The organism is Erysipelothrix inopinata (assembly GCF_014396165.1).
Taxonomy (GTDB): domain Bacteria; phylum Bacillota_I; class Bacilli_A; order Erysipelotrichales; family Erysipelotrichaceae; genus Erysipelothrix; species Erysipelothrix inopinata.
Window position 1 is genome coordinate 1,635,917 of the sequence record NZ_CP060715.1, and the last position, 16,407, is coordinate 1,652,323.

The 16,407-nt window shown below is 34.7% G+C and carries 13 protein-coding genes; 10 read left to right on the forward strand and 3 right to left on the reverse strand.

Translation table 11 applies throughout. The features are described 5' to 3' along the window. Positions 1 to 41 precede the first annotated feature (41 nt). The 10 genes from H9L01_RS07950 (at position 42) to H9L01_RS07995 (ending at position 9,997) form a co-directional block, all read left to right on the forward strand. Entirely contained in the window at positions 42 to 1,802 is a 1,761-nt protein-coding gene (locus tag H9L01_RS07950; RefSeq protein ID WP_187533427.1) for a phosphotransferase, read from the forward strand. Between the two features lie 49 nt (positions 1,803 to 1,851). After that, positions 1,852 to 2,121: an ACT domain-containing protein gene (locus tag H9L01_RS07955; protein WP_187533428.1), complete on the forward strand. Its 270-nt coding sequence runs from the start codon at positions 1,852 to 1,854 to the stop codon at positions 2,119 to 2,121. An 8-nt stretch (positions 2,122 to 2,129) separates the two neighbouring features. Continuing rightward, the gene (locus H9L01_RS07960) at positions 2,130 to 3,488 is read left to right on the forward strand and encodes a PFL family protein (protein WP_187533429.1); all 1,359 of its coding nucleotides are present in this window, start codon (positions 2,130 to 2,132) and stop codon (positions 3,486 to 3,488) included. A 17-nt stretch (positions 3,489 to 3,505) separates the two neighbouring features. Next, entirely contained in the window at positions 3,506 to 3,871 is a 366-nt protein-coding gene (locus tag H9L01_RS07965; RefSeq protein WP_187533430.1) for a PaaI family thioesterase, read from the forward strand. Between the two features lie 100 nt (positions 3,872 to 3,971). Next, positions 3,972 to 5,465 (forward strand): peptidoglycan DD-metalloendopeptidase family protein, encoded by a 1,494-nt coding sequence (locus H9L01_RS07970; RefSeq protein WP_187533431.1) that lies wholly within the window; start codon positions 3,972 to 3,974, stop codon positions 5,463 to 5,465. A 132-nt stretch (positions 5,466 to 5,597) separates the two neighbouring features. Beyond that, a complete protein-coding gene (locus H9L01_RS07975; protein ID WP_187533432.1) occupies positions 5,598 to 6,596 on the forward strand; it encodes a choline kinase family protein in 999 nt (332 codons plus the stop codon). Continuing rightward, positions 6,596 to 7,777: an ethanolamine utilization protein EutH gene (locus tag H9L01_RS07980; protein ID WP_187533433.1), complete on the forward strand. Its 1,182-nt coding sequence runs from the start codon at positions 6,596 to 6,598 to the stop codon at positions 7,775 to 7,777. Before H9L01_RS07975 ends, H9L01_RS07980 begins: the two co-directional genes overlap by 1 nt. Positions 7,778 to 7,797: 20 nt before the next feature. Next, positions 7,798 to 8,118 (forward strand): DsrE family protein, encoded by a 321-nt coding sequence (locus H9L01_RS07985; RefSeq protein ID WP_187533434.1) that lies wholly within the window; start codon positions 7,798 to 7,800, stop codon positions 8,116 to 8,118. 89 nt (positions 8,119 to 8,207) lie between these two features. Continuing rightward, complete coding sequence (locus H9L01_RS07990; protein ID WP_187533435.1) at positions 8,208 to 9,053, forward strand: hypothetical protein; 846 nt, start codon at positions 8,208 to 8,210, stop codon at positions 9,051 to 9,053. Between the two features lie 116 nt (positions 9,054 to 9,169). After that, entirely contained in the window at positions 9,170 to 9,997 is an 828-nt protein-coding gene (locus H9L01_RS07995; protein WP_187533436.1) for a hypothetical protein, read from the forward strand. Between the two features lie 63 nt (positions 9,998 to 10,060). Here the strand turns inward: H9L01_RS07995 and H9L01_RS08000 are convergent, their stop codons facing one another. From H9L01_RS08000 to H9L01_RS08010, 3 genes are all read right to left on the reverse strand, one after another. Next, positions 10,061 to 11,107, reverse strand: coding sequence for a DUF1015 family protein (locus H9L01_RS08000; protein ID WP_187533437.1), 1,047 nt, complete (start codon positions 11,105 to 11,107; stop codon positions 10,061 to 10,063). A gap of 2 nt (positions 11,108 to 11,109) precedes the next feature. Further along, positions 11,110 to 12,930, reverse strand: coding sequence for an aminotransferase class I/II-fold pyridoxal phosphate-dependent enzyme (locus H9L01_RS08005; protein WP_187533438.1), 1,821 nt, complete (start codon positions 12,928 to 12,930; stop codon positions 11,110 to 11,112). 432 nt (positions 12,931 to 13,362) lie between these two features. Beyond that, positions 13,363 to 16,404 carry an AAA family ATPase gene (locus H9L01_RS08010; protein ID WP_187533439.1) on the reverse strand — a complete coding sequence of 1,014 codons (3,042 nt, stop codon included), beginning with the start codon at positions 16,402 to 16,404 and terminating at the stop codon, positions 13,363 to 13,365. Positions 16,405 to 16,407 lie beyond the last annotated feature (3 nt).

Here is a 16,407-nt window from a genome sequence, read left to right on the forward strand (position 1 = left end):
TTTGGTATAGTAGTTGTAGAAAAGAAACAGGAGTATATTCTATGAGGCAAGCATTATTTGATTTATTGCGTATCAAGGCGATGAACCCACACTTCAAATCGCAACGTGATTTCAAGGAAAAACTTGATTTTTCGTTAGGAAAGATAAACACACTTATAAATGAAGCAATCGAGTTGGATTACATGAGAACTCCCGGCTACGATTTAACTCCTAAAGCACTTGAATTTCTAGAGAAATTTAAGGTAGATAATGCTATAATTCTTGCCGCTGGAATCAATGCTCAAGACACGACTACAAATTATCGTTATCCTAAAGGTATGTATGAAATAAACTCTGTACCTCTTGTTGAACGTCAGATTCAACAATTAAATGAAGTTGGTATTTATGATATCACTATTGTAGTAGGGTATGCCAAAGAATCCTTTGAGTATCTTGTAAGTAAATATAATATTGATTTAGAGTATAATGACCAGTTTTCGCATGGGAATAATATTTTAAGTTTAAAGTGTGTTGCAAATAAATTAAAGAACTCATATGTATTAGACTCAGATATTTTTATGCCCATAAATCTATTCTCAATTTACGAGTTAAATTCATGGTGTGCAACTGTAAAATCCAACGATGCAACAAATGCCTGGATTCTAAAAGTTGGATCACACGATAAAGTTGAAAATATTCTTTATGGCGGAAACAAAGGCAATATTATGACAGGACCAGTCTTTATTAATAGTGCATTTTCTGCGAAACTTGTCGAGGACATGAATCAGGACCTCATTGCTAAAAGTTCAAGATATTTGTTCTGGGAAGAAATATTCATTAATAGAATCAAGGAATATGAATTGTATGCACGTTTTTTTACTGCTGAGAAAATATTGGAGTTTGAGAGTTTAAGCGAAGTCCAAAAGTATGATACTTCGTACCTTCAATCTTTAAATGATGAAATCAAGAGTATTATCTCTACAAGTGTCGAGTGGGATGTTTCGTCTATAAGAAACATCGAATTGTTAAAAAGAGGAGTAACAAATGAAACGTATTCATTTATAATAAATGAAGAAAAATATTGTATTCGAATTCCACGTGGAAGGTCTGAATCCCTTGTTTCATATTCTAGAGAAAACAGTGTTTATGAGGCTATGAAAGATTCGAATCTTAATGATGATGTTATTTTCTTGGATTTAGACAAAGGCTATAAAATATCTCGATATATCGAAGGCGAAATGCATGAAATAACGCTTACTGAAAAAATAAATACATTAAAGAAAGCACATCAAAGAAATATTGAGGTTAAGGAATCATTTGACTTGATGAGTGGAATTCGAAATCTTAGAAAATTGTGCGTACGTCGTGATGCGATTATGTACCGTGATTATAAGGAAGTAAATAAGAATATCGTTTTGATTTCCAATTTATTAAAAGGAATTAATCGCCCTGCAGTTATTTGTCATGGAGATCCAGTTGAAGGTAATTATATCAAGTTGCAAGATGGAAGTATTGTTATGATAGATTGGGAATATGCTGGGATTGCTGATCCGCTTCTTGATGTAGCGATGCTTGCAGTGTTCGAGCCACGTTCTTCTAAGGAAATTGATGATATATTGACGCTGTATTTAGAGAGAAACGCAAACAATGAGGAACAGGCCGTATTTTACTCCTATGTAGCTCTATGCGGCTTCTTTTGGGCTCTCTGGTCACAGTACGAACAATCTCTTGGAGAAAATTTTGGAATGTACAGTATTTATCAGTATCAGTATGCCCGAAGCTACTCTGAGAAAGCGTTAGACGCATTAAAGAAATTAGGTTAAGCACGATTAACTTTCTAAATATGATAAAATAATCTAGTTGAGGTGAAATATGAAATCAATTATTACAGTAGTAGGTAAAGATAAAGTCGGAATTATTTATAATGTATGTAAATATTTATCCGAGGAGAATATTAATGTTTTAGACATTAGTCAAACAATCGTAAACGATTATTTTAATATGTTAATGATTGTTGATACGCAAGCATCATCGAATAGTTTTGAAGTTATTAACGATAACATTCAAAGCATTGCCAAAGACTTGGGTGTTGTAATTACAATGCAGCGCGAAGATATCTTTGTTTCGATGCATAGATTGTAGGGGTTGTTATGATTACAAGTGAAGAAATATTTGAAACAAATGATATGATCGTCGAACAAAATTTCGATGTTAGAACGATTACAATGGGTATCAGTCTTATGGATTGTGTGTCAGACGATATCGATGTTCTAAATCAAAATATTTATAACAAGATAACAACGAAAGCTAAGAATCTTGTTGAAGTTGGAAATCAAATATCTAAAGAGTTTGGAATTCCAGTTGTCAATAAACGAATATCTATTACACCTATTGCTATTGTTGCATCGGGATGTAAGGTGGATTCGTATTTATCGATTGCTCAAACCCTTGATAAAGCGGCAAAAGAAGTTGGCGTGGATTTTATTGGAGGATTCTCAGCACTCGTTGATAAGGGAATGACACCTTCTGATGAAACATTAATTCGTTCAATTCCTGAAGCACTTTCTAAGACAGATCGTGTTTGTGCGAGTGTTAACATCGGTTCAACACGCCACGGAATTAATATGGATGCCGTTAAACTGATGGGAGAGACAATTTTAGAAACTTCCGTGCAGTCTGTCGATCGCAATTGTATTGGTGCTGCGAAATTAGTGGTCTTCTGCAACTCAGTGAGTGACAATCCTTTTATGGCGGGTGCGTATCATGGTGTCAATGAAGGTGATTGTGTTATTAACGTTGGCGTAAGTGGGCCAGGAGTCGTCAAAACTGCTTTAGAGTCAGTACATGATAAAGATTTTGAAGCGTTATGTGAGACTATTAAAATTACGGCATTTAAAATTACGCGAGTTGGTCAATTAATAGCTTTAGAAGCTTCAAAACGTCTTGGAGTTCCTTTTGGCATTATTGATCTTTCATTAGCTCCAACTCCTGAAGTCGGCGACAGTATTGGAGAAATTTTTCAAGAGATGGGACTCGAACAACCGGGTGCGCCAGGAACTACTCTTGCACTCGCAATGTTAAACGATTGTGTTAAAAAAGGCGGTATTATGGCTTCTTCATCAGTAGGAGGCCTATCAGGTGCGTTTATTCCTGTAAGTGAAGATCATGCGATGATCCATGCTGTAGAAATAGGTGCACTAACCTTAGAAAAGCTTGAAGCAATGACATGTGTTTGTTCAGTAGGTCTCGATATGGTCGCTGTACCAGGTAATGTTTCGGCGACAACACTTGCGGGAATCATTGGTGATGAAGCTGCAATTGGAATGATTAATAATAAAACTACAGCAGTAAGAATTATTCCAGTAATCGGAAAAGATGTTGGAGATACAATAGAGTTTGGTGGCCTACTAGGATGGGCTCCAATTATGCCCGTAAACCGCTACAACAATGATGCATTTATTAATCGTGGTGGCAGAATTCCCGCTCCGGTTCACAGTTTTAAAAATTAAGAATAGAGGTATTTGATATGATGATGAATAACAGTTTTATGGACCACAATAATATTTCAGTTGTGGAAGCAGGTATTGATAAAGCAAGTGTACGTGTAGATTATAATGCGAATGCTACAAATTATTATGATTACTTTCATGGTGGCGTCTATTTCACTATTTCTGATTCTGCAGCAGGTATTGCAGCGCGCAGTAATGGTGATAAATATGTAACCTTGAATGCAAACATCAACTTTATGAAAGCAGTCAATTCAGGTTATATTATAGCGAACGCTAAAGTCGTGAGTCGAACAAATAAGATTTGTGTAGTTGAAGTAGAAGTTGTCGATGATAAAGAGCAAGTCGTAAACACAGGAACATATACTATGTATAAAATTAAATAGGAGCGATGCTTCTATTTTTTTATACCGAATATGTGAATATTGATGTAAGGGGTTACTTCAATGGTGCTAATTCCGTATAATTATTATAGGAGGAACATTTATGGATAAAATACTGAATAAAGTACTTAGTGCTTTTATTGTATTTATTGTATTGGTAAGCAGTGTAGTTACTGCTTCTGCCGCAACCGATAGTGGTTATGTTCTGCTAGCGCATATGAGTGATAAGGCTGTTTCAGTTGGAACAAAGGTTAAGCCAGGTACTGTTTTGGGGACTATGGGAATGACAGGTAATGCAACTGTCGAGCATGTTCATGTGGAATATACATTAACATCGAATAATGAAAAACATAATAGATTAGATCCTAAGAAATACATTAATATCTATCAAACTTTAGATAAACCATCAAAAATCCTATGTGATGTAGGTTGTTATACGGGTCATAAAGGAGTAGATATGATTCCAAGCGATGGCTCCTATTCAGCTAAAGTCATATCTCCGGTAAATGGTGTTGTTGTAGAATCAGGAGTTCAAAAAGCGGGGTGGGGTAATTATGTCCGTATTAGAATTGAAGGAAGTACCACTCCCAAACCAGATAATATAGTTTGGGCGCCAGGCTACTTTTCGGTTACGGAATTAGGATCAACAGTCCAACTATCACCAAGTGAGTCAGGAAAAGTTGTTCGAAAGTATAAAAAGGACTATGTGGGTCAATATGATGGCTACATTGATACTAATGGATACCGTTGGCTAACATGGACTGAAGGAAACCAACGCGTATACATGGCACAATATGTATTAAATTGGTCATCTGTTTATGCGGATGCTGCAGGGGTGAAAAAAGTTAACGAAACTTCTGAAACTGGATATTTCACAGTCTCAAAAATCGGTGCAGGCGTACAAGTAATGCCGAGTGAAAAAGGAAAGTTTGTACGTAAATATCAAGAAGGATATGTTGGACAATATGACGGGTACTTTGATGCAAATGGGTATCGTTGGCTTACTTGGAAAGAAGGGGATCAACGAGTTTATATGGCCCTATACTCTCTTGATTGGTCATCTATCTATGCAGATGCCGCTGGAGTGAAAAAAGTCAATGAAACAACTGAAACAGGCTACTTTACAGTGACAAAAATTGGTGCCGGAGTTCAAGTGGTCCCAAGTGAAAAAGGAAAGTTTGTACGTAAATATCAAGAAGGATATGTTGGACAATATGATGGATACTTTGATGCAAATGGATATCGTTGGCTTACTTGGAAAGAAGGAAATCAACGAGTTTATATGGCCCTATACTCTCTTGATTGGTCATCTATCTATGCAGATGCTGCGGGTGTGAAAAAAACAAATGAAGTAACTGAAAACGGAACTTTCACTGTAACGAAGCTCGGAGCTGGAGTTCAAGTAGTGCCTAGTGAGAAAGGTCAATTTGTTAGACGATATCAAGAAGGTCAAGAAGGTCAGTATGATGGGTATTTTGATGCGAATGGCTATCGATGGGTGACCTGGAAAGAAGGAGATCGTAGAGTGTATATGGCAATTCACGTCATCAATGATAGCAATACGATTTATGCTAAAATAAGAAAAAATCCAAATTAATATTCAATAATATAAAACCATCATTCAGAAGAGCGATGGTTTTATGTTTTCACAATTTACACACATATAACTTGTATTTTCTGTTCAATAACGGTAAAATATGCGTAATGTTGAACAGACTGGAGAATCTCAATGAAAGCAGAAACAATAAAAGAATATCTGAAAAAGAACAATAATACGATTGAAAATTTTTTCGAAAGTAGTGATGACTTTAATGAAGTAACAACTACATCAAACTTTTTTATAGATGGGTATGAGAACTTTTTCAACAATATTAAAAAGGTAATCAAACATGATGTCAGTGAAATTAGTGATGTAGCGTTTGTAAATGATGGGTTAACAAACCGATCATTTCGTTTTAAAGTAGAAGATAAGTACTATATTTATCGTCATCCTGGAGTAGGTACAGATGAATATATTCACCGTGAAGGTGAAGCATTTGCTGAAAAAATTGCAGCGAAGTATGGCCTTGATGATACCTTTATTTTTGTGGATCCTGTAGAAGGATGGAAAGTTTCTTATTATATTATGGATTCTCATACACTAGACTATAATAATGAAACAGAAGTAACAACTGCACTCCAAGCAATTAAACGTTTCCATGATTTACAAATCAAAGGAGATTTTGATTTCGGTATCTGGGAAAGAGCTCTTGAATTCCATGGTAAAATTAACCATCTTGGAGAGCAACAATTTAATGATTACTATGAATTAAATGAAAAAATGTCGCGTGTCTACGAACTTGTTGAGTCGGATGGTGTCGAAGCTGTCTTATGTCATTGTGATTTCTATGACCCTAACATTTTATTTAAAGATGGTCGTATGTATCTCATTGATTGGGAATATGCAGGAAATGATGATCCGGCATGTGATCTCGGTACATTTATTGCTTGCTCTGAATATACCTTGGATGATGCAAATCGTATCTTTGATATTTATGAGGGAGAAACGATGTCTGATGAACGCCGTCGACACTTCTTTGGTTATGTAGCCTTGTCATCTTACTATTGGTTCGAATGGGCAATTTTCCAAGAATCAAATGGATCGATGGTTGGTCACTACTTAAAACTTTGGTATGACTATTCTCATAAGTATGCGAATCATACTCTAGAATTGTATGGTGATCGTTAATGATAATTGTAAGTAAAGTTATTATTTATATTATTATGGCTTGTGCAGCGGCGGGATGTATTGCATCAATTGTGAAACCTGAATCTGAGCTTGGCCAACAATTCATGGAAGGTATCAATGCAATTGGAAGTATTTTTCTTCCTGTTGCAGGGATTATGGCATCGCTGCCTATTCTATCAAAACTAGTAACTGTTGGTATTGGGCCTGTATTTAAACTCTTCGGAGCAGATCCTGCAATTGCAGCGACAACTTTACTTGCTGTAGATATGGGTGGATATCAACTTGCGGAATCTTTAGCACAAACTAAAGAAGCATGGATTATTGCTACGATAACGGGTTACATGGCTGGAGCTACAATTGTATTCAGTTTACCCATAGCCTTAAAGATTGTTAAAGAGAAATTCCATAAACAACTGTCTTTAGGTATGATGATTGGTTTTATTACCATTCCTGTGGGAGTTTTCATTTCATGTATCATGATTATGATCACAAATCCTGCAATTCGTGAGGTTGTCTCAACAGATCCAAATGCAGCAACTGTCGTCCTTTCAATGACGTTCCAACAAATCATCATCAATCTCATTCCTCTCATAATCGTATGTTCATTACTTGCATTCGGCTTATGGAAGAATTCAAATGTTATGATTCGGGGGTTTCAAGCATTTGGTAAATTCGTAGATGCTTTTACAAAAATCGTATTTACATTAGTAGTTATTGAATACTTTACTTCAGTATTCTCGACGTTGTTTGGTGGATGGATTTTCGATCCAATCATTGCTGACTCTATTGATCAAAATAGAGCATTAGAAGTAGCCGGTTATATTGGTATGATGTTATGTGGGGCATTCCCAATGGTTTATCTCATTCAAAAATTCGCATCCAAGCCAATTGAGAAAATGAGTGAAAAAATGAATCTTTCTAGTAATTTCGCTACAGGAATTCTTGCTGCTACTACAAACGTGATCGCTTTGTTCTCAATGATTGATGATTCAATGGACGATCGTGATATTGTATCACTTATTGGATTCTCGGTCTGTGGAGCATTCCTTATTGGTGACCACTTAGCATTTACTGCAAACTTTCAACCGAACCTTATTGTCCCTGTAATGCTTGGCAAATTAGGTGCAGGTATCTTAGCAGTGGTAATTGCTCGCAAATTTGTTAAGGGTCAACTACAATAGAATCATAGGAGGTATTCTTTATGAATGTTATATTTCATTTATCAGAATCCGAACGATTTGATCATTGTTATGCTAATATTATTAATTTGATTAAATTACAAAGTGATGTTGAAACCATTGAACTTTTAGTCAATGGAGAAGCGATTAACCTTTTAAGACGTGGAAACAATGATAGGATTGCTAAGCTTATTCCTAGTGTTCATGTAGTGGCTTGTAATAATGCCATGATAGCACATCAAATTAGTGAAGAAGACCTTGTAGAGGGCGTTAACGTCGTTCCTGCGGGTGTCTATGAGTTGGTTAAGAAACAAAACGAAGGATATGCTTATATTAAACCTTAAAAACGCGATCACTCGCGTTTTTTTTCACATGTATTTCAATATTTTTATAGATGTAGATGTTATAATTTAAGAAAAGGAGGAAGTATAGTATGAAACGATTGATTAGCTTTTCTCTAGTGCTTATGATTGTATTGGTTGGATGTTCTAAAAAGGAACCGGAAGAAACAAAAGAACCTGAAAAACCAAAACCTACTGTTGTCACAAAGATTAATCCAGACAAGGATTATGTTTACGTCGAATCAGTACGAACTGAAAAGAATTCAGATCCAGATATCGACTATGATAAGTTTATGTGGGACACTTATTTTTATAGAAACGGTAATCGTGTCGAAGGTGTTCCTTTTCCAGAAATATTAAAATCCAAAACTGTATTTAGTCTGGATAAAGTAATTTTAAACTTCAAAGAAGGAGATTCCGATAAATTTAATCAGCAATTTGCAAAAGATATAGAAGATTTGCTTGCAAAAGAAAAAGAATATCCTGATGTGGGTTATACATATTTATTAGCTGATTATGCTGAGACGAATAATACTATCTCAGTTATGATACGAGAAATTGCTCTCCCTAGAATCGTTGGCGAGGGTATCTCAAACAACACTAAATCTTATGTTTTTAGTAAAGAAACTGGAAAACTATTATCACCAGAGGAAATACTAGATGTCATATCAATTTCAAAAGATAATATCTATACCAATTTAGACAAAAATTCTTATCATAGAGCTTATGATTCAGATCAAGATAAAGTTAGAATTATGAAAACTAAATCTGAATGTAGTATTGAAGGCGTTTATAAGCGTTGTGAGTTTCCAAGATATGAAGAGGGACTGTTCATTACAAAAGATAACAAGCTTATTTATATCACGGAGGAATGGAGTCTAGCAGGACAGGGATTGAACCCCGAAATTCCAACAATTAGTTCTTATCTTTACAAATGAGTTCTAAAATACAATAACATGCCAAAGGCTGACAAAATTGAAGTTGGCCTTTGTTTTTCTTTGCTGAAATTTTGTAAGGTCTTCATGGTATAATGAAAAAAAGGGGGAAGTTTATTATGAAACGACGGATTGGCTTTTTTCTAGTGCTTATGATTTTACTGGTTGGATGTTCTAAAAAAGAACCAGAGGAGACGAAAGAACCCGAAGATCCAAAACCTACTGTTGTTGAAAAGATTGATGAATCTAAAGATTACATTTATAGTGAAGTGATTAGAGACGGTAAGACTTTAGAGGGAATCCAGATTGATAAGATTACGGAAGAGAATAGGAAAGAAAAAACTCCAGATTATTTACCTAAACTTTTAGCTGGAAAAACAAACTACACACTTGAAAAAATAATCTTTAACTTTAAGAGCACCAGTTCTAAGATTCAAGGAGAAAATTACTCTGTTTTAATCGACACATATCTTGAAGAAGAGGAAAAATTTCCGCAAACTGCACATACTTTTGTAGTTGCAGACTACGCCGAAACTGATGATACTATTTCTATAATAATTCGTGATGAATATTTAGCACTTCATAACGGAGAAGGTATCAAATCATCCTACAGTGCTTTAGTTTTCAATAAAAAAACAGGTGATTTAATGACAAATGAAGAAATACTGGCTCATTTTAATTTGAAAAATGATGATATAACATCAAGTTTATTGTATAAATCAGTTTCTAAAAAGCAGGATACTGACACAATTAAAACATTAATTGCTCAAAAATACTCCGAATGCAATCCTGGAGGAGCGTTTCAAAAATGCGAATACCCACGTGAAGAAAAAGCATACTTCATTACAAAAGACAATAAACTCGTCTATATGACAGAAGGATGGAATAACTACGAAGAAGCCATAAATTTCACCATTCCATTTTCCTATATCTATAGATTTGAATAGATTAAACAATCTAAATTTCAAGTCCAACATAAAAGACTGACTTTCTATAAGTCAGTCTTTACATTAGTCTGAGTATTTCTTAAATATCAAGAATGAGGGGAACTTGGGCGAGAATGCCGTTGATTTGGGCGGCATGACTGCTTCTCTGTTGGTAATAAAGAGAAACTCTTCCATTGTAATTGGAGCCATCTCGATCAATACAGCATCTTTGTTGTGCTGGAAATTTTTCTGACACTGGTCGGGGCAAATGTAATAATCAAGCAAACTAGTATCAAAAATTCCAAATGCTTGTGATAGAATTTGGGTGTTTAATCGATAAACATCATTATTCCAAAATGCATCCGATTCAAGATCAATTAAATTCACAACATAAGAGTGCTCACGATATGTGATCCGGAGTTGTCCTTTTGTTATTGGTTCAGAAGTCTCAACACATTTAAACTGACTCTTTATAAATTTATCAGCCCTTTCGAAGTGTTCAATGGGAACGTTAGGGAGAATTCGATTAATAGGATGAATATTAGCATCTTCTGTCTGTACAATGCAACTAAATACTGTTGATTTTCTACCTAATAATGAACTTGTATAAAGACGGTGATGGCCATCTGCCACAGTTAATTTAGGTATTTTCTTTAAATCTTTATGGATGATATTTGCAGATTCTCCTGTAAAAATATGTAGAATGTAAGAATCTACATTAACGGAATCGTGTTCTAAATCACTAAGATATTTTTTAAAATTAATTTTCGATTCGCTAAGTAATAAAACAGGTGCTGCTTCAGCGTTATACAGTTTAACATTACTTAACATACCTTGAACAGTATCGGGTAAGATCAATTCATGGGTAATTATTTTCCTATTAAGGTAATCATCAACAGAAACATCACAAATGAGACTAAAGTTGCCGTTATGTTCACTAATATAGATAACATCTGAATATGCTGCAATTTCTTGTGCGTTTAGAAAATCCTTTTTTTCCTTACTTAAAAAACGTGTGCGTTGATCAAATGCTAGACAATCGTCGTTAATAATTGCAAGGTTAATAAAATCAGGATCATAGATATTGCCACTAATATTGATATAGCTCTTCTTAATGGGTTTAATATTCATAATTAAGCTTCTTTCATTATTGTTATTAATGCATTAATAAGTTGATTGTTTTCTTCAGGTCGTTTCACTGCAACTCTTAGGTATTCACCTTCAAATCCTGATTTAGGCGAAAGGTCCTTGATAAATACGTCATAATCAGCAAGAAGTCGTTCGGTAACATAACGTGCAGTTTTGCCATTTTGAATCTTCAACATAATATAGTTTGCTTGCGATGGATACACTTTAATACCAGGTATTTTGCTTAAATTATAGACATACTCAGCTCTTACATTACGGAATTTATCCATTGCAACTGCAAAATCCTTAGTGTATTTATCCACGATTTGCATGTAGTATTCGCCAAAGGAATTTATGTTCCAAATTGAAACATCTTTCTTAATGAAAGCGATTGTATCGCTATCCGATGTTGCTAAAATGCCAAGTCTAAATCCTGGTACACCATAAGATTTAGAAATACTTTTCACAAGATATAAATTCGGATATTTATCAAGAATATCCTCTTGTAAGAGGGTTCCGTGAGATTCAATACCAACAAAATCAATAAACGATTCATCAAGAATAAGTTTTATATCGTTTGTCGATGTCCAATCGAGGAGCCTTAAAACATCATCTTTTTTAATATAGTTTCCAGATGGATTATCAGGATTGATAAGAACCAAGTGATCGAGCTTTTTATCATCAAAATAACTAATAATATCATCAGTATGATATTGGTAATCTAACTTCGATGTATCAAATTGAATCAAATTCAGATGTGGGCAACGATTTGGATATTCTTCGAAAGTAGGGGTAATAACACCCATGGTACCTTCAAGACTTTCCATTAATGATTTGATTAATTCTGCTGCGCCATTTCCAATTACGATTTGATTTTCCCTGAGTTTAAAATGCTTTGCTGCAAGAAGGGTATTTACGCCCATTCCTGAAGGATAATCGCATACCAAGCGTTCAAAGTTTGATTTGATTTCATCCAATAGTTTTTGATTGGGATAGAAGGGATTAACAAGGTAACAAAAATCGATAAGTGTGGGATATCTCCAGTAACCACCAAAGCGACGTTGCATTAATTCGAGTTTTCTTGTTATATCAGATGCAAACATCACTTGAGCAATGTCAAGATCTTGCTTATCATCAACTTCATACCAATTAATACCGTTGTTAACGACAGCTTTAAACTCAAAGTCGTCTGAATTAACGATGTACTTAAATGCACTTTCGTAGTAGCTGTTTACACCAACAGATTGCATATGTGCTTCTAAGAAGGGCATATAAACGTCTTGAATAAACTTTTTAGACAACTTATAGATATTTATTGTCTTATAGTAGCTTTCCTTTTGTAGGTAATTAAAGTCATTTTTACCAATAAAGTCAGTAATATCATCATTTTCATCAATCTGAACGACTGTACCATCCATCCACGCTTTATACTTATCAACTAAAGCCGCATTTTCGTATGGGCTTGTTAGAATCAAATCTAAAAGGCGTTCATCAAAAATTAAATCCGACTCTAAAAGTAATGTGTCTTCTTCAACAAAATAGTCTTTAGCACACATCAAAGAGTAGATATTATTAGTTTTATTATAAATTTCATTTGTAACAAAGTGAATCGGTGTTTTAATGCCCATATCAGTAATAAAGGCCTCAAGTGTATCGTTTTTGTATCCATCAACAATTACAATTCGTGTGAAATCACGATGATCTAGTTGTTGTAACATTCTTTCAATCATAGAGACAGAATCTACTTCAACCATACATTTAGGTTGTGATTCTGTTAGATTACCCAATCTTGAGCCGAGTCCAGCGGCGAGTATTAGTGCTTGCATTATTTTTCCTCCATTGATAATTAAGTGTTCAATATTTATATTGTATCGATATAGTTGAACAAAGTAAAGTTACTGAAGGTATAAAAGTATGCAAATGATTGTTTAATCTCTTATAAATGCTATGTTATGGTTGAGTTTGTGTTTTTAGAGTCTTTATGTCATAAAGACTAATAGATCTTAACTGACGGATTGTCTAAGATTCTCAATATTAGTATTTCATATCTTACTTCGCATAATGTATATTATGTAATATTTTCAATTGTATATTAATATGGCTTGTTTGGCAAGTATTTTATCGTTTTTTAATTATTCCTCGTTTTATACATATTTAATGTTTTTTTTTTGATTAAAGTAAAAAAACAGAAGTAATGTCCCTTTTTTAAGGATACTATCACTTCTGTAATGAAAAACAATATACTGTGAACTAAGCCACTAAGCTGTTTTCAGTTTAATATCACTCCCAGATTGATCTTTAGTTACGATTATTTGCTGATCGATCTGGTTTTTTAAATCTTGTACGTGTGAGATAATCCCAACCATTTTAGTTGATCCAGCGAGATCGTTAAGAGCTCTCATCGCTTGATTCAAAGAGTTATCATCAAGTGTCCCAAAACCTTCGTCAATAAACATTGCATCCACGCTGACGACGCCTGAATGTTCTTGGATGACATCAGAAAGTCCCAATGCAAGTGAAAGTGAAGCTTTAAAGGATTCCCCACCAGATAGTGATTTCACTGATCGAGATTTCCCGGTATAGTTGTCAAAGACATCTAAGTCTAAGCCTGAACGACTCCCCTTGTTTGCTGCTTCTACTTGCCTGATTAGTTCATACTGTCCCTGTGACATGGTCTTCAAGCGCTTATTTGCAGCTTCGATTACAAATTCAAAATAGGCAGCTTGAACGTAATGTTCGAGTGAAATCTTATCTTTTCCTCGTAAGTTTCCGTTAGCAGTCTGCGATAACAATACAACTTCCTCATATTCTTTTTCAAGTACTTTCATAGTGACAATAAGATTTGTAATTTTTGTAAAATTATGTTCAATTGCATCAAGAGATTTACTGTTACTTTGAAGTTCTTTCTCACGCTGATTAATATCATTGATTAGTGAAGTAATTTGAATCTCTATATCTTGACTGGAAGGTAAAACCACTTCTTTGTTTCTTGTTTCGAGTTCTTGGATAGATTGTTGGTGTTGTTTTACAGAATCATGATAGGTTTTAATATATTCTTCTTCTACATCGAAATTATAGTCTTCTTTTCGATGTTGTATATACTCATCAAGTGTATTAATACCCGCATAATTCATCGCTTGAGTTAGGAGGTCATAATGACCATTTAGTTCAGTTTGACTCGTAGTTAAAGTTTCATTTAGGGTACCTCTCTGCCCTTCAACATGACTAATCTTCGCAACTAATTTTGTAAGTTCATTGTCATAATTTTCAGATTTACGGTCAAACTCAAACACTTGTTTTTGAAGGCCGTCAATTGTATTATTGGCTTCGTCCTTAGTTTTGTATTTCAGGATTTTGCGTTGGTTCTGAATTTGAGTATCTAACGACTCGAGACGTGCTATTTGAGTAGTTCTATCATCCAATAAAACTGAAAGGTTCTTTTCGAGTAGTTCCAATTTATCGGGACTATTTTCTAATTGTTTGACACTATTTTGATGTGCTATGTTCGAAGTAGTTATATCTTCAATAGTCTTTAAGTGGGCACCCTCCTGGATTTGTAATTGTTTTAGAAATTCTGTAACTTCTTGTAATGAATGATACTTTAAGCGTTGGGTTTCAGTTTCAATTTTTGTCTTGATTTCCTGAATTAACAAGGTATCTTGACTAATTGTCTCACTAAGTTCGTTCTTTTTTCTAGCAAGACGGTCTAGACCCTCTTTACTTAATGTCTCATCTTCTATAGAAGCTGGATTAGGGTGTTCTAATGATCCGCAAACAGGACATGGCGCATTATCTGTAAGCGAACTCGCAAGGATTCCAGCTTGTTGCCTGTAAAAATTGAGTTCATAATTGCCAAATTCATGATGAATTTCCTGAAGCTTCTGGCTGTTTTCATTGAATTTTTCTTGTAGAGGTTTGAGGTTTTCTTTAAGTTTTTGGATGTCACGATGGTGTGACACTTCTTGGATTAATGCTTCTTTTTGAGCCTGTATTTTTTCTAAGTCAAACTGATATTTTTGGAGACGTTCCCCTTCTTTATTTAAAGTGTCTTTTAAGGTATGAAAGGCTAGGATATCTTTTTTTGTGGACTCAATCTTTGTTTTGACTGTTTCAATCTCAATTTGTGTGTTTTTAGTTTTTACCTCGGAGTCATTGAATTGTTTTAATTGATCATCTAGAATTGCATAGTCATTGATTTTATCTTGAATTTCTTTAATTTGGTTCTTGAGGTTTTGACTCTCTTGCTTGTAGCGATCATACTCAGGTTTCTGTTCTAATAAACTCTGATGACGTTCATTTAACTCTTTAGTCGAATTCCCATTTTCTTCAAGTTTATTTTGATAGCTCTGAGTCCGCTGTAAAGCAGCCTCCCACGTTATAAAAGCGGGTTCAACGGTTTCTTTATACTGCTTACGTTTCTTAAAAACTGATTCACGTGTCGCAATCTCTTTACTTTGATTTAATAATACATCAAGGTTGTACTTTTTCTGACGTAAAGAAGCTTTGTCTGCTTCAAAATACTGTGCTTTTGTAAGTGTTTTAACAAGCTCAGTGTGTTCTGCCCTTTTCTGGCTTAAATTGAGTGTCTCAACCTCAATATTTTTTTTGAGAGATTTAATATGGCTATCTACAAAGTCTAAAAAATCAACAAGGGGTAAATTTGCAACATCTTCTTGTACAAAATCGAAAGTATCTCGTTGATTACTGAGTTCCGCTTGAATCGTATCAAGTTGTGCTTTAACGCCGAGTTCTTTGTTCTTTAATTTGGTTTGTATCTGTTGATAGATCGTTGTATCAAATATTTTTTGAAAAATAAGTGACCGATCTTGAGAACTGGAATTTAAGAGTTTTAGGAATTCTCCTTGGGCTATCATAACAATTTGTTTAAATTGATTTGCATCCATTCCTAGAATATCAATAATTTCAAGGTTTGTTTGCGTTAATGAATCATGGACTGTCCCGTCTGGTAGTGTAAGCTGAACCATTGGGTTTTGAACCGTCATTCCCTCGCCCTTTTGCTTGGGTCTCATATATCGCGGACTTCTTCTAACGGTGTATCGCTGTCTATTATGCTCAAAAGTAAATGAAACAAAGGTTTCTTCATGAGGACTTGCAAAATCACTACGAAGCATTGTTGGATCTCTCAGTGAACCTGATGAAACATCGTAAAGTGCAAAAGATATGGCATCAAAAAGTGTAGTTTTCCCAGCTCCGGTATCACCAGATATAAGAAAAAGGCCCTCTTCGAATTGTGAGAAATCTAAAGTTGTTTCTTTAGCGAACGGTCCGAATGCAGCCATTGT

Excerpts from the sequence above, each read along its gene's own strand:
- H9L01_RS07950 (WP_187533427.1), top strand. The coding sequence starts at position 42 with ATGAGGCAAGCATTATTTGATTTATTGCGTATCAAGGCGATGAACCCA.
- H9L01_RS07955 (WP_187533428.1), top strand. The coding sequence starts at position 1,852 with ATGAAATCAATTATTACAGTAGTAGGTAAAGATAAAGTCGGAATTATT.
- H9L01_RS07960 (WP_187533429.1), top strand. The coding sequence starts at position 2,130 with ATGATTACAAGTGAAGAAATATTTGAAACAAATGATATGATCGTCGAA.
- H9L01_RS07965 (WP_187533430.1), top strand. The coding sequence starts at position 3,506 with ATGATGATGAATAACAGTTTTATGGACCACAATAATATTTCAGTTGTG.
- H9L01_RS07970 (WP_187533431.1), top strand. The coding sequence starts at position 3,972 with ATGGATAAAATACTGAATAAAGTACTTAGTGCTTTTATTGTATTTATT.
- H9L01_RS07975 (WP_187533432.1), top strand. The coding sequence starts at position 5,598 with ATGAAAGCAGAAACAATAAAAGAATATCTGAAAAAGAACAATAATACG.
- H9L01_RS07980 (WP_187533433.1), top strand. The coding sequence starts at position 6,596 with ATGATAATTGTAAGTAAAGTTATTATTTATATTATTATGGCTTGTGCA.
- H9L01_RS07985 (WP_187533434.1), top strand. The coding sequence starts at position 7,798 with ATGAATGTTATATTTCATTTATCAGAATCCGAACGATTTGATCATTGT.
- H9L01_RS07990 (WP_187533435.1), top strand. The coding sequence starts at position 8,208 with ATGAAACGATTGATTAGCTTTTCTCTAGTGCTTATGATTGTATTGGTT.
- H9L01_RS07995 (WP_187533436.1), top strand. The coding sequence starts at position 9,170 with ATGAAACGACGGATTGGCTTTTTTCTAGTGCTTATGATTTTACTGGTT.
- H9L01_RS08000 (WP_187533437.1), bottom strand. The coding sequence starts at position 11,107 with ATGAATATTAAACCCATTAAGAAGAGCTATATCAATATTAGTGGCAAT.
- H9L01_RS08005 (WP_187533438.1), bottom strand. The coding sequence starts at position 12,930 with ATGCAAGCACTAATACTCGCCGCTGGACTCGGCTCAAGATTGGGTAAT.
- H9L01_RS08010 (WP_187533439.1), bottom strand. The coding sequence starts at position 16,404 with ATGGCTGCATTCGGACCGTTCGCTAAAGAAACAACTTTAGATTTCTCA.